The organism is Streptococcus mitis SK597 (assembly GCF_000148545.1).
Taxonomy (GTDB): Bacteria; Bacillota; Bacilli; order Lactobacillales; family Streptococcaceae; genus Streptococcus; species Streptococcus mitis_C.
On record NZ_AEDV01000039.1, the window covers coordinates 1 to 15,821 of the forward strand.

The following is a 15,821-nucleotide window of genomic DNA, read 5'->3' on the forward strand; positions in this document are numbered from 1 at the left end:
TGCCATCTGATGATACAACACGTGAGCCTGAAGTAGTCACTTCAAATTCTCAACCAGTTTCATCAGAGAATAATGTACTGAAACAAAATGATTCTGAAAGTCATGCCACATTACCAAATACTGGTACCAAAGAAGATCGTGCTGCAGGTGCACTAGGAATTCTTTCCCTTCTTGGAGCATTTGGTTTACTATTTGCTAAAAAGAAGAAAGATGATGAAGAGGAAGCATAAGTAGAAAATCTCATTTAATCTCCAGATTAGGAACTATCAGCGAGTTCTCTAATCTGGAGATTTTTTTCAATATGCTTCGTTATTGGGCAGTTACGATAATATAGTAAATTGAAACTGGAATAGTACGACATAAATTCTTAACTATTGTTAGAAATTTGATTTTATAGCAGATTAAAACTAGTATAGTATACAACTGCTGCTAAAATATTTCTAGAAATTAATTTGATTTCTTTAATAAATTTGTTCACATCTTATTTCGACTTACTATACTTCATAGTTGTTTATTTTTAAAAAAGTATATTATAATGAAGCTATGGCATATAGTAATGATTTTAAACGACGAGCATTATATCACATCAAAGAGGAACACAGACATGGCGAGGCTTTCGCATAGTCTGTCATTCGTGAGATCTATGAAGAAACAGGATTGACTATCCAAAATCCGCAACTGGTAGGCATTAAAAATTGGCCACTAGATACAGGTGGGCGCTATATTGTCATTTGTTATAAGGCGACTGAGTTTACTGGAACTCTTCAATCTTCAGAAGAGGGAGAAGTTTCTTGGGTGCAAAAAGACCAGATTCCAAACTTGGATCTGGCCTATGATATGCTACCCTTGATGGAGATGATGGAAGATCCTGACAAATCTGAATTTTTCTACCCTCGCCGTACAGAAGACGATTGGGAAAAGAAAATTTTCTAATCCTTTACTAAATAACCTAGCTGATCCAAGGCCTCCTCGATATAGTGGAGGTCTTGTTGAGTTTCGGCTTCGACTAGGTGGTAATGGATGCCATCTGTCAATTCAGATAGAGGTCTAAAGTCAGAATGCTCGACTTGTTCTAGAAAATGTTGCACATCTCTGCGGCAAGACAGTTTCAGCAAGGTTTCAATTTCTCCATAGACGGGATGGTCAATCAAGGTGTTTTGAACACGCCCTCCATTATCAACGATAGCGAGGAGCTCCTGCCCGATTTCTTCAACTTCATGTTTGACTTTGAAAAGTTTGTGGACGTATGGATTGACATCAACTTGCTTATAGACGTAGCCACGATTAGTGGATAGGATAGGAGCGCCATCGGCTCTCAAAATTGCAATGTCCTGTACAATGACCTGACGCGTGACATGAAAATGTTCAGCCAAACTTTGGCCATTGAGGGCTTTAGGAGCTTCTTTCAAGAGTTGGAGCAGGGCTTGTTTGCGATCTTTTGTCATAGCTTTTCCTTTTTAACGGCGTTTTCGAAGCACTTTATAGACAGCTAGTGCTAATGTATAGTCTACCATACTATGGATAATTGTGCCAAATCCAACTAGCACAAATAGAACATAAAACATATTTTCTACATTGGTACCAGAAGTTGCATAAAAAACGACACAGGCCAATACTTCAGCAAGGGCATGAACAACAGCCAAAACAAAGTTGAAAATCCAGGAAGCTTTTGGTTTATCTAGGGTATCGGGGAATTTTTGTAGGTAAAGAGCTCCCAAAGTCCCAAAAAAGATATGGGAAAAAGCTCTAAATACGATAACCATAGGATAGCCAGCCATCAAAAATCCAAAACTAGAGGCTAGGATGACAAAAACAGCCATCAAGGGCGATAAGAACATGGCAATAAAAATAGCGATGTGGCTTCCCAAAGTGTAAGAAGCAGGTGGAATGACAATCTTAAAAGGCATAACAATTGGAATCAAAATCGCAATAGCTGTTAAGAGGGCAGTCATTGTCATAAATTGTGTCTTTTTCCGTGTATTCATAAGAATCTCCTTTTTAACTGTATATACACTAGTATGGTACAACAAACAGGACAATAAAGCAAGGATTTACTTAGGTCTATAAGTCATTTTTTTAATTAAAGACTCGTAAACATTTCACTAAAAACACAAACTACATCAAACAAAATCTCCACCTTCAGGTTTGAAAGCGGAGATTTTTTTATTTCTTCAAGGTTTGTAGTCGTGGAACAATGGCTAGGGTTAGAACTGCGGAAATGACTAATTCAGCAATTGAGTTTGTTGAGATAACAGTTGCTAGGAGTTTTTGGATATTACCATCAAAAACATTTCCAAAAAGGTAGAAAATTCCACCAAGTACAAAGACTGTGTTGGTAAGTGAACCAAGGGCACCAGCTAAAATCAGGCCAGTCTTGTTTTTCATTAGTTTATAGACTAGATAAGGAGTCAAACCAATCAAAATACGTGGGACGATGGCAATGATAGCTGAGTAAATGTTACCGTTTGGTACAAATGGCGAGAAGAGGTAGCTTGTCGGTAGAATCGTAATTGTGTTAACGGTCAAGCTAAGTAGCCCCATCAAAAATCCAAGTGTGACTCCAACTCGTGGACCGTAAATAATGCTGGCAATAATGACAGGAATATGAACGATGGTCGGTTTGATTGGGAATGGAAAAAGGTTAAAGATAAGTGAGCTTAGAAAATGAATCACGAGCATGGTTGCAAAAAAGATAGCAATGGGTGCAATATTAGAGCGTTTTTTCATCGAGAGTTTCCTTTATTCTTTCTAAAATAATTGTGAGGTCAGCTAAGGCTCCTCGTCCGTGGTCTCCACAAGCTAGTAGGGATTCCTTAGGAGCAATCAGCTGATAGCCGTAGGTTTCTAATGTTTTCAGATTAGCCTGAGTTGCAGGATGGTCATACATTTTTGTATTCATAGCAGGAGCTATTAGTTTGGGAATATGACTTGGCAAGGCTAAAGCTGTACTGGTCACCATGTTGTCCGCAAAACCAAGGGCTAGTTTTGCGATAGTGTTAGCAGTTGCAGGGGCCACGATAAATAAATCTGCCTTTTTTCCAAGTTCGATATGATTGACTTGAGCAGGATAGGGTTCCTTCATGACATCCAAGTGGACAGGATTCTGTGATAAGACCTGTAGTGTCAAAGGTTGGATAAACTCTGTAGCAGCCTGAGTCATTAAAACAGTAACTTGATGCCCTTGTTTTTTTAGAGAACTGACTAAATCTGCCGACTTGTAAGAGGCGATTGAGCCCGTTACAGCCAAGAGAATGTTTGCCATAGCTTTCCTTTCTATGAATGATAGGCTTGAATCTTTTCAAGGAGGAGTTTTGCAATTTCTTCTTTAGTTTGGACTGTTTGAAGCTGATCTTTTTCAACAAAGATAGCTCTGTGCTGCTTTGCTGAGATTTGAGTCAGGTCATTTGCGATAATCAAGTCTGCTTGGTTCTTGATAAGACTTTTTCGGGCAATCTCGATGAGATAATCCTCAGAGACATCAACCAGCAGTTTGAAACCAATCAGATGAATAGCAGGATTCCATTCCTTGATTAGAGAGATGATTTTTGGAGTCTTTTTAAGGAATAAAACCTGAATCTCATCAGTCGAAGAAATCTTTGCCTGATGATTCTGCTTGCTTAAAAATTCTTCCAAATTAGAGCTACCCTGAACCTCCTCAAGCCCCGTCATATAAACAGGAGTGTAATCGGACACAGCCATTGAGTGGATCAAGACCTGATAATCCTTAACACGTTCTTGCATTTCCAGTAGAAGGTCCTTGGTATTGTTAATTTCTCGAATGCTTAGGTTGGGATGGGCTTCTGGCTTCAGAGCTCGTTTTGTCGTAATTAAACAAACTTCATGCCCTGCAGCAAGCAAGGTTTCTGTGATGATTTTCCCCAAGCGACCTGTAGAATGGTTAGTGATAGAGCGGACGCTATCAATAGCTTCACTGGTACCGCCCGATGTAACTAAAATTTTCATAGCACTATTGTACACAAAAATAAACGGTAAGTAAAATGAAAGTGATAAAATTTTGGTAAAAGGAAAGAATATAGTTTTAAACTATAAAGCCATATAAAATTTAAGAAAGAACTCTAAAAACCTTAAAAACAGGGATATTTACGAACGTTTAGAGAGTTTTGGGATGTTAAAAATCTTGTTTTGTGTTATAATGAATTATCATATAAGAGGTTAGAGGAGTTTTGAATGAAAACAGATATTGAAATCGCACAGAGTATTGAGTTGAAGCCAATCGTTGATGTTGTAGAGAAACTTGGTATTTCTTACGATGATTTGGAGTTGTATGGAAAGTACAAGGCTAAGCTCAGCTTTGATAAAATTCGTGCAGTTGAGAGCAATCCAGTTGGGAAATTGATTTTGGTTACTGCCATCAACCCAACGCCAGCAGGTGAAGGAAAATCAACTATTACTATTGGTCTTGCGGACGCCTTGAACAAGATTGGCAAGAAAACGATGATTGCTATCCGCGAACCATCTCTTGGTCCAGTAATGGGTATCAAGGGTGGTGCCGCTGGTGGTGGTTACGCTCAAGTTCTGCCAATGGAAGACATCAACCTCCACTTTACTGGAGACATGCATGCCATTACAACTGCCAACAATGCGCTTTCTACCTTGATTGACAACCACTTGCACCAAGGAAATGAGCTTGGAATTGACCAACGCCGTATCCTTTGGAAACGTGTTGTGGACTTGAACGACCGTGCTCTTCGCCATGTGACCGTTGGACTTGGTGGCCCTCTAAATGGTATTCCACGTGAGGATGGCTTTGATATTACAGTTGCTTCAGAAATCATGGCAATTCTTTGCTTGGCAACAGACATCGAGGACTTGAAACGCCGTTTGGCTAATATCGTTATCGGTTATCGCTATGACCGTACGCCTGTTTCTGTAGGTGATTTGCAGGTTGAAGGTGCCTTAGTATTGATTTTGAAGGATGCTATTAAGCCAAACTTGGTTCAGACAATTTACGGTACACCTGCCTTTGTGCACGGTGGTCCATTTGCCAATATTGCTCACGGATGTAACTCTGTCTTGGCAACTACAACAGCTCTTCACTTGGCTGATTACACAGTTACTGAAGCTGGTTTTGGTGCAGACCTTGGTGCTGAGAAATTCCTTGATATTAAGACACCAAACTTGCCAACATCTCCAGATGCAGTAGTTATTGTTGCAACTCTTCGTGCCCTTAAGATGAATGGTGGTGTGGCTAAAGACGCTCTTACAGAGGAAAATGTAGAAGCAGTTCGTGCTGGTTTTGCTAACTTGAAACGCCACGTTGAAAATATCCGTAAGTTCGGTATTCCAGCAGTTGTGGCTATTAACGAATTTGTATCTGATACTGAAGCAGAAATCGCAGCCTTGAAAGAACTTTGTGCCTCAATCGATGTACCAGTTGAACTAGCAAGTGTCTGGGCTGATGGTGCAGAAGGTGGAGTAGCACTTGCCGAAACAGTTATAAAGACTATCGCTGAAAACCCATCTAACTATAAACGTTTGTATGACAATGACCTTTCTGTCCAAGAAAAGATTGAAAAGATTGTTACTGAAATCTACCGTGGTAGCAAAGTGAACTTTGAGAAGAAAGCTCAAACACAAATCGCTCAAATCGTTCAAAACGGTTGGGACAAATTGCCAATCTGTATGGCTAAGACCCAGTATAGTTTCTCAGACAATCCAAATGCACTTGGAGCACCAGAAAACTTTGAAATTACCATTCGCGAATTGGTGCCAAAATTAGGTGCAGGCTTTATCGTTGCCTTAACTGGTGATGTCATGACCATGCCAGGCCTTCCAAAACGACCAGCAGCCCTCAACATGGATGTTGAAAGTGATGGAACAGTTCTAGGTTTGTTCTAGTATATTGAGAGATATAGAATTATGGAAAAAAATTTGAAAGAAATATTGTCACAATTTGATTCAACTAAAAATAATTACGAGAGACTTTTAGAATATATTGAAGCCACAATTAAAAGTCTTATGGAAAATGAAAAAATACAAATTCATGAAATTAAAGGAAGGATTAAAGATAGAGAAAGTTTAAGCAAAAAAATTGAAACTAAAGACTATAAATATTCCAGTTTGTCAGAAATAACTGATATTTGTGGAATTAGAATTATCACATATTTTTCGGACGATGTAGATAAAATTGCTTCTTTACTTGAAGAGGAATTTGATTTAGATCAGGACAATTCTATTGATAAACGAAAAACTCAAGATCCTACTAAATTTGGCTATGTATCTTTACACTATATTTTAAAATTAGGAGGAAGTAGAGCAGGATTAACTGAAAATATTAATTATAAAGAATTAAAATTTGAAGTTCAGATAAGGACTATTTTGCAGCATGCTTGGGCGGAGATAGAACATGACTTTGGATATAAATCTGATCAAGATGTTCCTGAAAAAATTAGAAGAAGATTTTCAAGATTAGCTGGTTTAATTGAGTTAGCTGACGATGAATTCATGGAAATTAAACGATATGAAAAGGAATATACTAATAGAGTTGAAGAAGGATTCAAAGAGAATTCTAAAAGTATAAAAATTGATTCTATAAGTATTTCAGCCTTATTAGAAAGTGAATCTTATATCAACTTTATTGAAGAAAATTATGATCAACATAATATAGAAATTAGGTATCCTGGTGGAAAATTTAAAGATGATAGAATTTCTAAAATTGTCAATTATTGTGAACAATTAGGTATTAAAACGATTGATGAATTAGAAAGTAAGTTCAAAAGTGAATTTCCAAATTACTTTAGTAGATGGATTGAAGAAAAAAATAACTATTTTTATACTTGGAATACTACACCTTTACTAGAGGTTCTTTATAATTTAAATAATTCAACTAGATAATCACGTTAAGTATTGTGAGAAGTCCCATCTATATTCGGATGGGATTTTGCTATTTGTCTAGTCTCTGTAAAATTTCTATTTTTCCTGATTTCTGATATAATAGAAATATTGACTTCAAGAGTAAGGAAGAGAAGATGAACGCATTATTAAATGGAATGAATGACCGTCAGGCTGAGGCGGTGCAAACGACAGAAGGTCCCTTGTTGATCATGGCAGGGGCTGGTTCTGGAAAGACCCGTGTTTTGACCCACCGTATCGCTTATTTGATTGATGAAAAGCTGGTCAATCCTTGGAATATCTTGGCCATTACCTTTACCAACAAGGCTGCGCGTGAGATGAAGGAGCGTGCTTATAGCCTCAATCCAGCTACTCAGGACTGTCTGATTGCGACCTTCCACTCCATGTGTGTTCGTATTTTGCGTCGGGATGCGGATCATATTGGCTACAACCGTAATTTTACTATTGTCGATCCTGGTGAACAACGAACTCTCATGAAACGCATTCTCAAACAGTTGAACTTGGATCCTAAAAAATGGAATGAACGAACTATTTTGGGGACCATTTCCAATGCCAAGAATGATTTGATTGATGATGTGGCTTATGCTGCCCAAGCTGGTGATATGTATACGCAAATCGTGGCCCAGTGTTATACAGCGTATCAGAAGGAGCTGCGTCAGTCGGAGTCGGTTGACTTTGATGATTTGATTATGCTGACCTTGCGTCTCTTTGATCAAAATCCTGATGTCTTGACCTACTACCAGCAGAAATTTCAGTACATCCATGTTGATGAGTACCAAGATACCAACCATGCCCAGTATCAACTGGTCAAACTCTTGGCTTCCCGTTTTAAAAATATCTGTGTGGTTGGGGATGCGGACCAGTCTATCTACGGCTGGCGTGGTGCTGATATGCAGAATATCTTGGACTTTGAAAAGGATTATCCCCAAGCCAAGGTTGTTTTGTTGGAGGAGAATTATCGATCAACCAAAACCATTCTCCAAGCGGCCAACGAGGTTATTAAAAACAATAAAAACCGCCGTCCTAAGAATCTCTGGACTCAAAACGCTGATGGGGAGCAAATCGTTTACTATCGTGCCGATGACGAGCTGGATGAGGCTGTATTTGTAGCCAGAACTATCGATGAACTTGGTCGGAGTCAAAACTTCCTTCACAAGGATTTTGCAGTTCTCTATCGTACAAATGCCCAGTCTCGTACTATTGAGGAAGCTCTGCTCAAATCTAACATCCCTTATACCATGGTTGGAGGAACCAAGTTCTACAGCCGTAAGGAAATCCGAGATATTATCGCTTATCTCAACCTCATTGCTAATTTGAGTGACAATATCAGTTTTGAACGTATTATCAACGAACCTAAACGTGGAATTGGTCCAGGTACAGTTGAGAAAATCCGTGATTTTGCCAATACTCAAGAGATGTCTATGTTAGATGCTTCAGCAAACATCATGTTGTCTGGCATCAAAGGAAAAGCAGCCCAGTCTATTTGGGATTTTGCCAATATGATTCTGGATCTGCGTGAACAACTGGACCACTTAAGCATTACTGAGTTGGTTGAGTCGGTACTAGAAAAAACAGGTTATGTTGATATTCTCAATGCTCAAGCGACCTTAGAAAGCAAGGCTCGGGTTGAAAATATCGAAGAGTTCCTTTCTGTGACGAAAAACTTTGATGATACCTCTGATGTGGCAGAAGAAGAAACTGGTCTGGACAAATTGAGTCGTTTTTTAAATGACTTGGCCTTGATTGCAGACACAGATTCAGGTAGTCAGGAGACATCAGAAGTGACCTTGATGACCCTGCATGCTGCCAAAGGTCTCGAGTTTCCAGTTGTCTTTTTGATTGGGATGGAAGAAAATGTCTTTCCACTTAGTCGTGCGGCTGAAGATCCAGATGAATTAGAAGAAGAGCGCCGTCTAGCCTATGTAGGTATCACGCGTGCAGAGAAAATCCTCTATCTGACAAATGCCAACTCACGCCTGCTTTTTGGTCGTACCAACTATAACCGTCCGACTCGTTTTATTAACGAAATCAGTTCAGACTTGCTTGAGTATCAAGGATTGGCCCGTCCAGCCAATACAAGCTTTAAGGCATCTTATAGCAGTGGTGGGGTTGCCTTGGGTCAAGGTATGAGTCTTGCCCAGGCTCTTCAAGACCGTAAACGCAGTGTGGCTCCAAAAACTATCCAGTCAAGCGGTCTCCCATTTGGTCAATTTACAGCTGGAGCAAAATCAGCGTCTAGTGAAGCAAATTGGTCCATTGGTGACATTGCTCTCCACAAGAAATGGGGAGAGGGAACTGTTCTGGAAGTTTCAGGTAGTGGTGCTACGCAGGAGTTGAAAATCAATTTCCCAGAGGTTGGCCTGAAAAAACTTTTAGCTAGTGTAGCCCCAATTGAGAAAAAAATCTAACTTTTCATCCTTCTCACGAATAATAAAGTGAGGAGGATTTTTATGTACAGTATTTCATTCCAAGAAGATTCACTATTGCCAAGAGAAAGACTTGCCCAAGAAGGAGTGGAAGCACTCAGTAACCAAGAGTTGCTAGCTATTTTACTCAGGACTGGAACACGTCAGGCCAGTGTTTTTGAAATTGCCCAGAAAGTCTTGAATAATCTTTCAAGCCTAACGGATTTAAAAAAAATGACCCTGCAGGAATTGCAGAGTCTGTCTGGTATCGGGCGAGTTAAGGCCATAGAATTACAAGCTATGATTGAACTGGGCCATCGTATTCACAAGCACGAAACCCTTGAGATGGAAAGTATTCTCAGCAGTCAAAAGTTGGCCAAGAAGATGCAACAGGAATTGGGGGACAAAAAACAAGAGCACCTGGTGGCGCTCTATCTCAATACTCAAAATCAAATCATTCATCAACAGACCATTTTTATCGGTTCTGCAACTCGTAGTATCGCTGAGCCGCGAGAGATTCTTCACTATGCTATCAAGCATATGGCGACTTCTCTCATATTGGTTCACAATCATCCTTCGGGAGCGGTAGCCCCTAGCCGAAATGATGATCATGTCACTAAACTTGTTAAAGAAGCCTGCGACCTGATGGGAATTGTCCTCTTGGACCATTTGATTGTCTCTCACTCCAGTTATTTTAGCTATCGTGAAAAGACAGATTTAATCTAAAGTTCATTAACGATATAGTCAAAGAGGTTTTTATCTTTGGGACGATTTTCAAAAAGAAACTCTGGATGCCATTGGACACCGAGAAAGGCAACATCATCCGTACTCATGACAGCCTCAATGATACCATCTTTAGGATCATGAGCTGCAATCTTTAAGTTAGGTGCTAAATCCTTGATACTCTGGTGATGGAAGGAGTTGATATGGGAGATTTCTCCATAGATTTCTCGGAGAACAGTATCTGGTTCTGTCACCAAGCGTTGGGTTGTGTACTCAGCCGAACAATTCTGCCAATGGTCTTCTATATCTTGGTACAAAGTTCCACCCATGGCAACGTTAAAGAGTTGTGTTCCACGGCAGACAGAAAAAATTGGCTTTTTCTGTTTAATAGCTTCCTTGATGAGGGCCAGTTCAAAGATATCCCTTTGAAGGTGGTAGTCATCGCTATCAATGGTTTTTGGTTCACCATAGAATTTTGGATCAACATTTTGCCCACCTGTCAAGATGAGCTTGTCAATCATACTGATATAGTGGCAGGCCATTTCTTGATCACCAATCGGTAGGATGATGGGAATCCCTCCAGCGTCTTTAACGCCTTCAACAAAGCCTTTTGCTGCGTAGCTCATCATGATGTCATCATCTGGATGAGTTTTTTCGTTTCCTGTAATCCCTATAACTGGTTTTTTCATAAAATGATTTTCGCTTTCTAATCCTCTTTTCGCATGAAATAGAGGAGGGTTTGGAGTTCACTTGTCAAATCAACATACTGAACGACCACGTCTTTTGGTAAATGAAGATGAACTGGTGAAAAACTGAGAATTCCTTTCACACCAGCATCTACCAAGAGATTAGCAACCTCTTGTGATTTGACGCTAGGAACGGTCAGGATAGCAGTTTTGACATCAGCATCCTTGATTTTATCCTTGATTTGAGAAATCCCGTAAATGGGAATCCCGTCAGGAGTTTGGCTACCGACTTCAGGATGGTCATCAAGGTCAAAGGCCATGATAATCTTCATCTTGTTACGCTCATGAAAGCGGTAGTGGAGAAGGGCATGGCCCATATTCCCAATTCCAACCAACATGACATTGGTAATAGAGTTATCATTGAGCAAATCGGCAAAAAATGTCATCAGTTTTTTGACATCATAGCCAAAACCACGACGACCAAGTTCACCAAAATAGGAAAAATCACGACGTACGGTCGCTGAATCAATACCGATAGCCTCTGCAATTTGTTTAGAGTTGGCACGTTCAATCTTTTCTGCATGAAATCTCTTAAAAATTCGATAGTAGAGAGAGAGTCTTTTCGCTGTAGCTTTTGGAATAGCAGACTGTTTATCTTTCACAAAATCACAACCTTTCTATTCTTCTATTTTATAGAAACATTGTGAAAAAATCAACAAAAACAAGAAAAAACTAAGAAAAATCTTAGTTTTGATGTAAAAAATCTGCATGTGATAGAAAACGGTAGAGGTCTCCGACCAGGCCCTGATAAACTTTCTGGTCCTTAAAAGTCAGAGAAGTCACATAAAGTGTATCTGGTAGGGTCACACATCCTGACAAAGCCAGCATGAGAGCCTCATAATCTTCATACTTGAGTGTACGCTCTACATGATAGCTATCCTTATAGGTCAGTTCAAACATATGGGACCTATCTTTCCGATTTTGTAAAGACACCACGTTCTACCAAGCTATCCATGAGGAAGTAGAATTTTTCCTGATGAATGTGGAGGTCTTCTGATTTGAAAATATCAACTAGACGTAGCCCAAACTTGTCAGTGATATTGATTTTAGCACCTGTAAGTTCCTTGTTAATGATGATTTTGAGTTGGAATCCCTCACCGCTGTTCGGAACTTTTTCCAAAAGGCGAGTCAATTCATAGTTGCCAACTTTTGTCTCAAAAAATGTGTTGTCCTTGAGGGTGAATTTCTTAACAGAAGGACTAAGAGCGTAGTCGTAACGACAATTTTTTAACTGAATGGTTTTTTCAAATGCCATATGGCTAACCTCCGATAATTTCTTTTAAGGTTTTTGCGAGGGTTTGTAGGTCTTCAATGGTATTTTGTGGCGACAAACTGATGCGAACGGATTCTTTCAAGCGTTCTGAATTTGCCCCGTACATGGCTTCAAGAACATGGCTGGATTGGACAATACCTGCCGTACAGGCTGAACCAGTAGAGATAGAAATTCCAGCTAAATCTAGACGAAGGAGTAAGAGGTCATTTTTCTGGCCAGGAAATCCAATATTGAGAACATAAGGGAGATGGTGTTCGCCTCTATTCAAGTAATACTGAATTCCCTCTAGCTCTGTCAGAAAGGCAGTTTCTAGATTTTGTACATGTTGAAAATGTTCTTCTTGCTGTTCTAGGTCTTTTTTTAGGGCTGCAACCATGCCTACGATGGCAGCTAAATTTTCAGTTCCTGCTCGTTTTTTCTGTTCTTGCTCTCCGCCATGAAGATAGGAATCAAAGTCCATGCTAGATGCGTAGAGAAAGCCGATTCCCTTAGGACCATGGAATTTATGGGCCGAAGCAGTGAGAAAATCAATGCCCAATTCTTCTGGCTGTATAGGGATTTTACCAATAGCCTGAACTGCATCGACATGATAGGCAGCTGGGTGTTGCTTGAGTATTTGGCCAATTTCAGCAATGGGCAGTAGGTTTCCTGTCTCATTATTAGCAAACATGGTAGAAACCAAAATCGTATCATCACGTAAGGATTCTTGGATTTGCTGGGTCGTGATCTCTTGATTTTCTGGTTGGATAATGGTTACTTCAAAACCAAAGTGTTGAACCAAGTAATCAATGGTTTCAAGGACAGCATGGTGTTCAATGGCAGTTGTGATGATATGTTTTCCTTGTTCTTGGTGACGAAGGCAGTAGCCAATGATGGCAGTATTATTGCCTTCAGTCCCACCAGAAGTGAAAAAGATATGTTGAGGTTTTGTCCCCAGTAACTGGGCTAGTTCCTGACGGGCTTCTCTCAAGAGTTTGCCAGCTTGACGACCATGACCATGGATACTAGATGGATTGCCATGGGTTTCTTGCATAACCTTGGTCATAGCTGAAATAGCAACTGCTGACATAGGAGTCGTCGCAGCATTGTCCAAATAAATCAAAGAATCACCTTATTTCTTTTTGTTGTAGGCAAAGAGTGGGCTGACTGGTTTTCTTTCGTGGATACGGACGATGGCATCACCAATTAACTCACTAGCAGTGATGTAGCATACGTTTTTAGGAGTTTTTTCTTTTGTTGCTACTGAATCGGTCACAAGAATTTCTTTAATCTTAGTATTGTCAAGAAGTTCAGCAGCACCTTCAACGAAGAGACCGTGGCTAGAAACAGCATAAATTTCTGTAGCTCCTTCACGTTCAACGATTTTAGCAGCTTCAGAGAAGGTACGCCCTGTATTTAAAATATCGTCAATCAAGATAGCTTTTTTATCTTCAACATCACCGATAATATAACCTTCGTTACGAGTTGCATCGTCTTGAGGGTAGTCGATAATGGCGATAGGAGCATCAAGATACTCAGCCAAGCTACGAGCACGTTTGACACCTGAATTTTTAGGGCTAACGACAACAACATCTGAACCAAGTAGGCCCTTATCGCAGTAATGTTTTGCAAATAGGGGAACTGTGTAGAGGTTATCGACAGGAATATCAAAGAAACCTTGCACCTGAACAGCATGTAAATCAAGCGTAAGGACACGGTCAACTCCAGCCTTAACCAGCATATTAGCAACTAGTTTAGCTGTAAGTGGCTCACGAGGTGAAGCAATGCGGTCTTGACGTGCATAGCCAAAATATGGAAGGACAACGTTGATACTGTGGGCACTTGCACGCACACAAGCGTCGACCATGATCAACAATTCCATTAGGTGGTTGTTAACAGGGAAACTTGTTGATTGGATGATGTAAACATCATAACCACGGACACTTTCTTCGATATTCACTTGGATTTCTCCGTCTGAAAATTGACGTGACGATAGTTTTCCAAGTGGGACACCAACAGCTTGAGCAATTTTCTGTGCAATCTCTTGGTTAGAGTTGAGTGCGAAAAGTTTCATGTTTTTTCTATCTGACATTATAGACCGTCCTCTGTAAACTTTATAAATCCTAGTTATATCTGTCTTACATATATGAACTAGGATTCGTGTATTTTTATCTTTTCTATTTTACCAAAAAATGGAGATTATTTCAGCTATTTTTCATACTTTTGACAAATCGAACCAATTTTGAAGGAGCTTTTTGATAAGAAATCTGATTTTTCTCTAAAAATTGTTGGAAATCCTGTTTGCCTTGCTCGTGATTTTCAACTTCAAGCTCTAATTCGTAATCTGTAATATCAAAGTACTGACTTTCATCCAGTGCCATGAGACCAATAGCTGTTTGCATTTCATAGCGAAGTGTCGTTAGACAACCAAGGATCTGCCATTCACTTGTTTTAATACCATGTTTTGCCAATTCATCAAGAACTAGCCCTTGAGGAAGTTCTTCCTTAGCCAGATAGTTCTCAGCATCTTTTAGTTGCAATTTTTGGTTGTATTCCATGTTTCCAATACTTTGTGGGACTTTGAGTGTCAACTCAGCCCAGTCTTCAAAGGTCCGAATGCGCATAGCAACTTTCTTTTCTCGCAGTTCAAAATCAAGCGTGTCGATGTAGTAATTTTTTTGAAGAACAGGAGTGACACCTGTGAACTGGTCTTTTAGACGATCATATTCATCTTTTTTCAATAGTGTTTTCAATTCAATTTCTAAATGTTTCATTTTTATAATTCATTCCTTTCGTTTCACTCAAGGCACAACACAGAATGAAAAAGTGTTGTGCTCTTTATTTTGTTTTATAATAATAGTGAGAAAGCCTATCACTACTACAAATCACGGGGAGGTGAATAAGTGAGTGGTACAGCCACTACCTCGCATTTTTATAGGTGTCATTCTTTCCATCAAGCACAAGAACTGTGACTAGGAGCACGTAAACTTATAATTGAATAAGCGACTCGTTTGTGAAAGGCAAGAATAGTCAAGGGATAGGCAGACTCAAATTTGGTGAAGGGAGACCCCTCATGTTAAAAATTATTTATCCTAATTGTTGTGGCATCGATGTGCATAAAACCTTTGTTGTAGCGGTTATTGCCATCACCGACAAGCAAGGACTCACAAGCTACCATCGAAAACGTTTCTCAACTTTTACAAATGGGTTAGTACAGCTACGAGACTGGCTAGAATACTATTCTTGCTTTGATGTCTGTAAAGAAGATTTAGAAACCATGATTCGGAAGCTCGGTCAAGAATACCAAGAACAGGTCAAGCTAATCCAAACCGTGCCTGGTTTCAAAGAGGAGCTATCTGCCCTCAGAATTGTCTCTGAAATCGGAGCTGATATGACTATCTTTGGTACTGCAGGTAAACTCTGTTCTTGGGGCGGATTAGTTCCTGCCAACAATGAAAGTGCAGGAAAGAAGTTCTCTACTCGTATTTCGAAAGGCGGTCACTATCTCAAACCTTTTCTTGTTCAAATAGCTAATGCCGTGGTTAAATCAGAGAAGCACCCTGAACTACGAAATAAATATCTCAAACTCAAGAAACGACGTGGTCATCGAAAAGCTATCATCGCTATTTGTCGCAGATTATTGGTTGCCATCTACCATGTACTTCTAAAACAGGAGAGTTATAATCCAAGATTACAAGGTCTTACAGAAATAAGAAATCCTGATAAGACAATGTCTCTTCAAGACGCTATTCGCTTCGCACAACAGCACGGATTCAACGTGCTTTAATTTTAAAATTTAGGTGTCAAAACCTCTTTTTAGTG

Annotated in this window: 17 protein-coding genes and 2 pseudogenes; 7 read left to right on the forward strand and 12 right to left on the reverse strand. The window is 39.6% G+C overall.

All coding sequences use genetic code 11. From position 1 onward, the window contains the following. Window positions 1-230, forward strand: a 230-nt coding sequence (locus tag SMSK597_RS13310) for an LPXTG cell wall anchor domain-containing protein (protein WP_000298966.1), incomplete at its 5' end; no start/stop codon positions are given. 373 nt (window positions 231-603) lie between these two features. Further along, window positions 604-933: pseudogene (locus SMSK597_RS07045) on the forward strand (NUDIX domain-containing protein); the annotation flags it as partial. On the opposite strand, the gene SMSK597_RS07050 reads toward SMSK597_RS07045, so the two are convergent. The 5 genes from SMSK597_RS07050 to coaB all read right to left on the reverse strand — a co-directional run bounded on the left by SMSK597_RS07050 (window position 930) and on the right by coaB (window position 3,963). After that, window positions 930-1,445 (reverse strand): transcription repressor NadR, encoded by a 516-nt coding sequence (locus SMSK597_RS07050; RefSeq protein ID WP_000159189.1) that lies wholly within the window; start codon window positions 1,443-1,445, stop codon window positions 930-932. The pseudogene SMSK597_RS07045 and the gene SMSK597_RS07050 overlap by 4 nt on opposite strands. Before the next feature lie 12 nt (window positions 1,446-1,457). Then, window positions 1,458-1,985: an ECF transporter S component gene (locus tag SMSK597_RS07055; RefSeq protein WP_001097394.1), complete on the reverse strand. Its 528-nt coding sequence runs from the start codon at window positions 1,983-1,985 to the stop codon at window positions 1,458-1,460. Window positions 1,986-2,163: 178 nt separating this feature from the next. Then, the gene (locus SMSK597_RS0102350) at window positions 2,164-2,727 is read right to left on the reverse strand and encodes an ECF transporter S component (protein WP_000747412.1); all 564 of its coding nucleotides are present in this window, start codon (window positions 2,725-2,727) and stop codon (window positions 2,164-2,166) included. Further along, window positions 2,711-3,262 carry a phosphopantothenoylcysteine decarboxylase gene (gene coaC / locus SMSK597_RS07060; protein WP_001284125.1) on the reverse strand — a complete coding sequence of 184 codons (552 nt, stop codon included), beginning with the start codon at window positions 3,260-3,262 and terminating at the stop codon, window positions 2,711-2,713. The genes SMSK597_RS0102350 and coaC overlap by 17 nt, the downstream gene beginning before the upstream one ends. Window positions 3,263-3,273: 11 nt before the next feature. Next, window positions 3,274-3,963 (reverse strand): phosphopantothenate--cysteine ligase, encoded by a 690-nt coding sequence (gene coaB, locus SMSK597_RS07065; RefSeq protein WP_000699509.1) that lies wholly within the window; start codon window positions 3,961-3,963, stop codon window positions 3,274-3,276. A gap of 225 nt (window positions 3,964-4,188) precedes the next feature. Between coaB and SMSK597_RS07070 the strand changes: the two genes are divergently transcribed. The 4 genes from SMSK597_RS07070 (at window position 4,189) to radC (ending at window position 10,004) form a co-directional block, all read left to right on the forward strand. Further along, window positions 4,189-5,859, forward strand: a complete 1,671-nt coding sequence (locus SMSK597_RS07070; RefSeq protein ID WP_000845269.1) for a formate--tetrahydrofolate ligase — start codon at window positions 4,189-4,191, stop codon at window positions 5,857-5,859. Window positions 5,860-5,880: 21 nt separating this feature from the next. After that, window positions 5,881-6,855: a GTP pyrophosphokinase gene (locus SMSK597_RS07075; RefSeq protein ID WP_000414385.1), complete on the forward strand. Its 975-nt coding sequence runs from the start codon at window positions 5,881-5,883 to the stop codon at window positions 6,853-6,855. 134 nt (window positions 6,856-6,989) lie between these two features. Next, window positions 6,990-9,281 carry a DNA helicase PcrA gene (pcrA, locus tag SMSK597_RS07080; RefSeq protein WP_000992871.1) on the forward strand — a complete coding sequence of 764 codons (2,292 nt, stop codon included), beginning with the start codon at window positions 6,990-6,992 and terminating at the stop codon, window positions 9,279-9,281. Window positions 9,282-9,323: 42 nt separating this feature from the next. Continuing rightward, a complete protein-coding gene (gene radC, locus SMSK597_RS07085; protein ID WP_000286931.1) occupies window positions 9,324-10,004 on the forward strand; it encodes a RadC family protein in 681 nt (226 codons plus the stop codon). On the opposite strand, the gene SMSK597_RS07090 is transcribed toward radC, so the two are convergent. The 7 genes from SMSK597_RS07090 to SMSK597_RS07120 form a co-directional block, all read right to left on the reverse strand. Then, on the reverse strand, window positions 10,001-10,690 hold the full coding sequence (locus SMSK597_RS07090) for a gamma-glutamyl-gamma-aminobutyrate hydrolase family protein (protein ID WP_000743338.1): 690 nt from the start codon (window positions 10,688-10,690) through the stop codon (window positions 10,001-10,003). The two genes, radC and SMSK597_RS07090, sit on opposite strands and share 4 nt — an antisense overlap. Window positions 10,691-10,707: 17 nt before the next feature. After that, window positions 10,708-11,349, reverse strand: a complete 642-nt coding sequence (locus tag SMSK597_RS07095; protein WP_000653414.1) for a redox-sensing transcriptional repressor Rex — start codon at window positions 11,347-11,349, stop codon at window positions 10,708-10,710. Window positions 11,350-11,431: 82 nt separating this feature from the next. Beyond that, window positions 11,432-11,647, reverse strand: coding sequence for a DUF4649 family protein (locus tag SMSK597_RS07100; RefSeq protein WP_000462490.1), 216 nt, complete (start codon window positions 11,645-11,647; stop codon window positions 11,432-11,434). A gap of 7 nt (window positions 11,648-11,654) precedes the next feature. After that, window positions 11,655-12,002, reverse strand: coding sequence for a DUF1831 domain-containing protein (locus tag SMSK597_RS07105; protein WP_000863536.1), 348 nt, complete (start codon window positions 12,000-12,002; stop codon window positions 11,655-11,657). 4 nt (window positions 12,003-12,006) lie between these two features. Continuing rightward, on the reverse strand, window positions 12,007-13,122 hold the full coding sequence (locus SMSK597_RS07110) for a cysteine desulfurase family protein (protein WP_000639653.1): 1,116 nt from the start codon (window positions 13,120-13,122) through the stop codon (window positions 12,007-12,009). Window positions 13,123-13,131: 9 nt separating this feature from the next. Beyond that, entirely contained in the window at window positions 13,132-14,091 is a 960-nt protein-coding gene (locus tag SMSK597_RS07115; protein WP_001283821.1) for a ribose-phosphate diphosphokinase, read from the reverse strand. Window positions 14,092-14,203: 112 nt separating this feature from the next. Then, window positions 14,204-14,773: a CYTH domain-containing protein gene (locus SMSK597_RS07120; RefSeq protein ID WP_000681271.1), complete on the reverse strand. Its 570-nt coding sequence runs from the start codon at window positions 14,771-14,773 to the stop codon at window positions 14,204-14,206. Window positions 14,774-15,366: 593 nt separating this feature from the next. On the opposite strand from SMSK597_RS07120, the pseudogene SMSK597_RS14085 reads away from it, so the two are divergent. Then, window positions 15,367-15,786 (forward strand): annotated as a pseudogene (locus SMSK597_RS14085) (transposase); the annotation flags it as partial. Between the last annotated feature and the right edge of the window lie 35 nt (window positions 15,787-15,821).

Coding starts and splice junctions, on each gene's coding strand:
- coaC (WP_001284125.1), bottom strand. CDS start 3,262: ATGGCAAACATTCTCTTGGCTGTAACGGGCTCAATCGCCTCTTACAAG.
- SMSK597_RS07100 (WP_000462490.1), bottom strand. CDS start 11,647: ATGTTTGAACTGACCTATAAGGATAGCTATCATGTAGAGCGTACACTC.
- SMSK597_RS07105 (WP_000863536.1), bottom strand. CDS start 12,002: ATGGCATTTGAAAAAACCATTCAGTTAAAAAATTGTCGTTACGACTAC.
- SMSK597_RS07090 (WP_000743338.1), bottom strand. CDS start 10,690: ATGAAAAAACCAGTTATAGGGATTACAGGAAACGAAAAAACTCATCCA.
- SMSK597_RS07120 (WP_000681271.1), bottom strand. CDS start 14,773: ATGAAACATTTAGAAATTGAATTGAAAACACTATTGAAAAAAGATGAA.
- SMSK597_RS07055 (WP_001097394.1), bottom strand. CDS start 1,985: ATGAATACACGGAAAAAGACACAATTTATGACAATGACTGCCCTCTTA.
- pcrA (WP_000992871.1), top strand. CDS start 6,990: ATGAACGCATTATTAAATGGAATGAATGACCGTCAGGCTGAGGCGGTG.
- SMSK597_RS07075 (WP_000414385.1), top strand. CDS start 5,881: ATGGAAAAAAATTTGAAAGAAATATTGTCACAATTTGATTCAACTAAA.
- SMSK597_RS07050 (WP_000159189.1), bottom strand. CDS start 1,445: ATGACAAAAGATCGCAAACAAGCCCTGCTCCAACTCTTGAAAGAAGCT.
- SMSK597_RS07115 (WP_001283821.1), bottom strand. CDS start 14,091: ATGTCAGATAGAAAAAACATGAAACTTTTCGCACTCAACTCTAACCAA.
- coaB (WP_000699509.1), bottom strand. CDS start 3,963: ATGAAAATTTTAGTTACATCGGGCGGTACCAGTGAAGCTATTGATAGC.
- radC (WP_000286931.1), top strand. CDS start 9,324: ATGTACAGTATTTCATTCCAAGAAGATTCACTATTGCCAAGAGAAAGA.
- SMSK597_RS0102350 (WP_000747412.1), bottom strand. CDS start 2,727: ATGAAAAAACGCTCTAATATTGCACCCATTGCTATCTTTTTTGCAACC.
- SMSK597_RS07070 (WP_000845269.1), top strand. CDS start 4,189: ATGAAAACAGATATTGAAATCGCACAGAGTATTGAGTTGAAGCCAATC.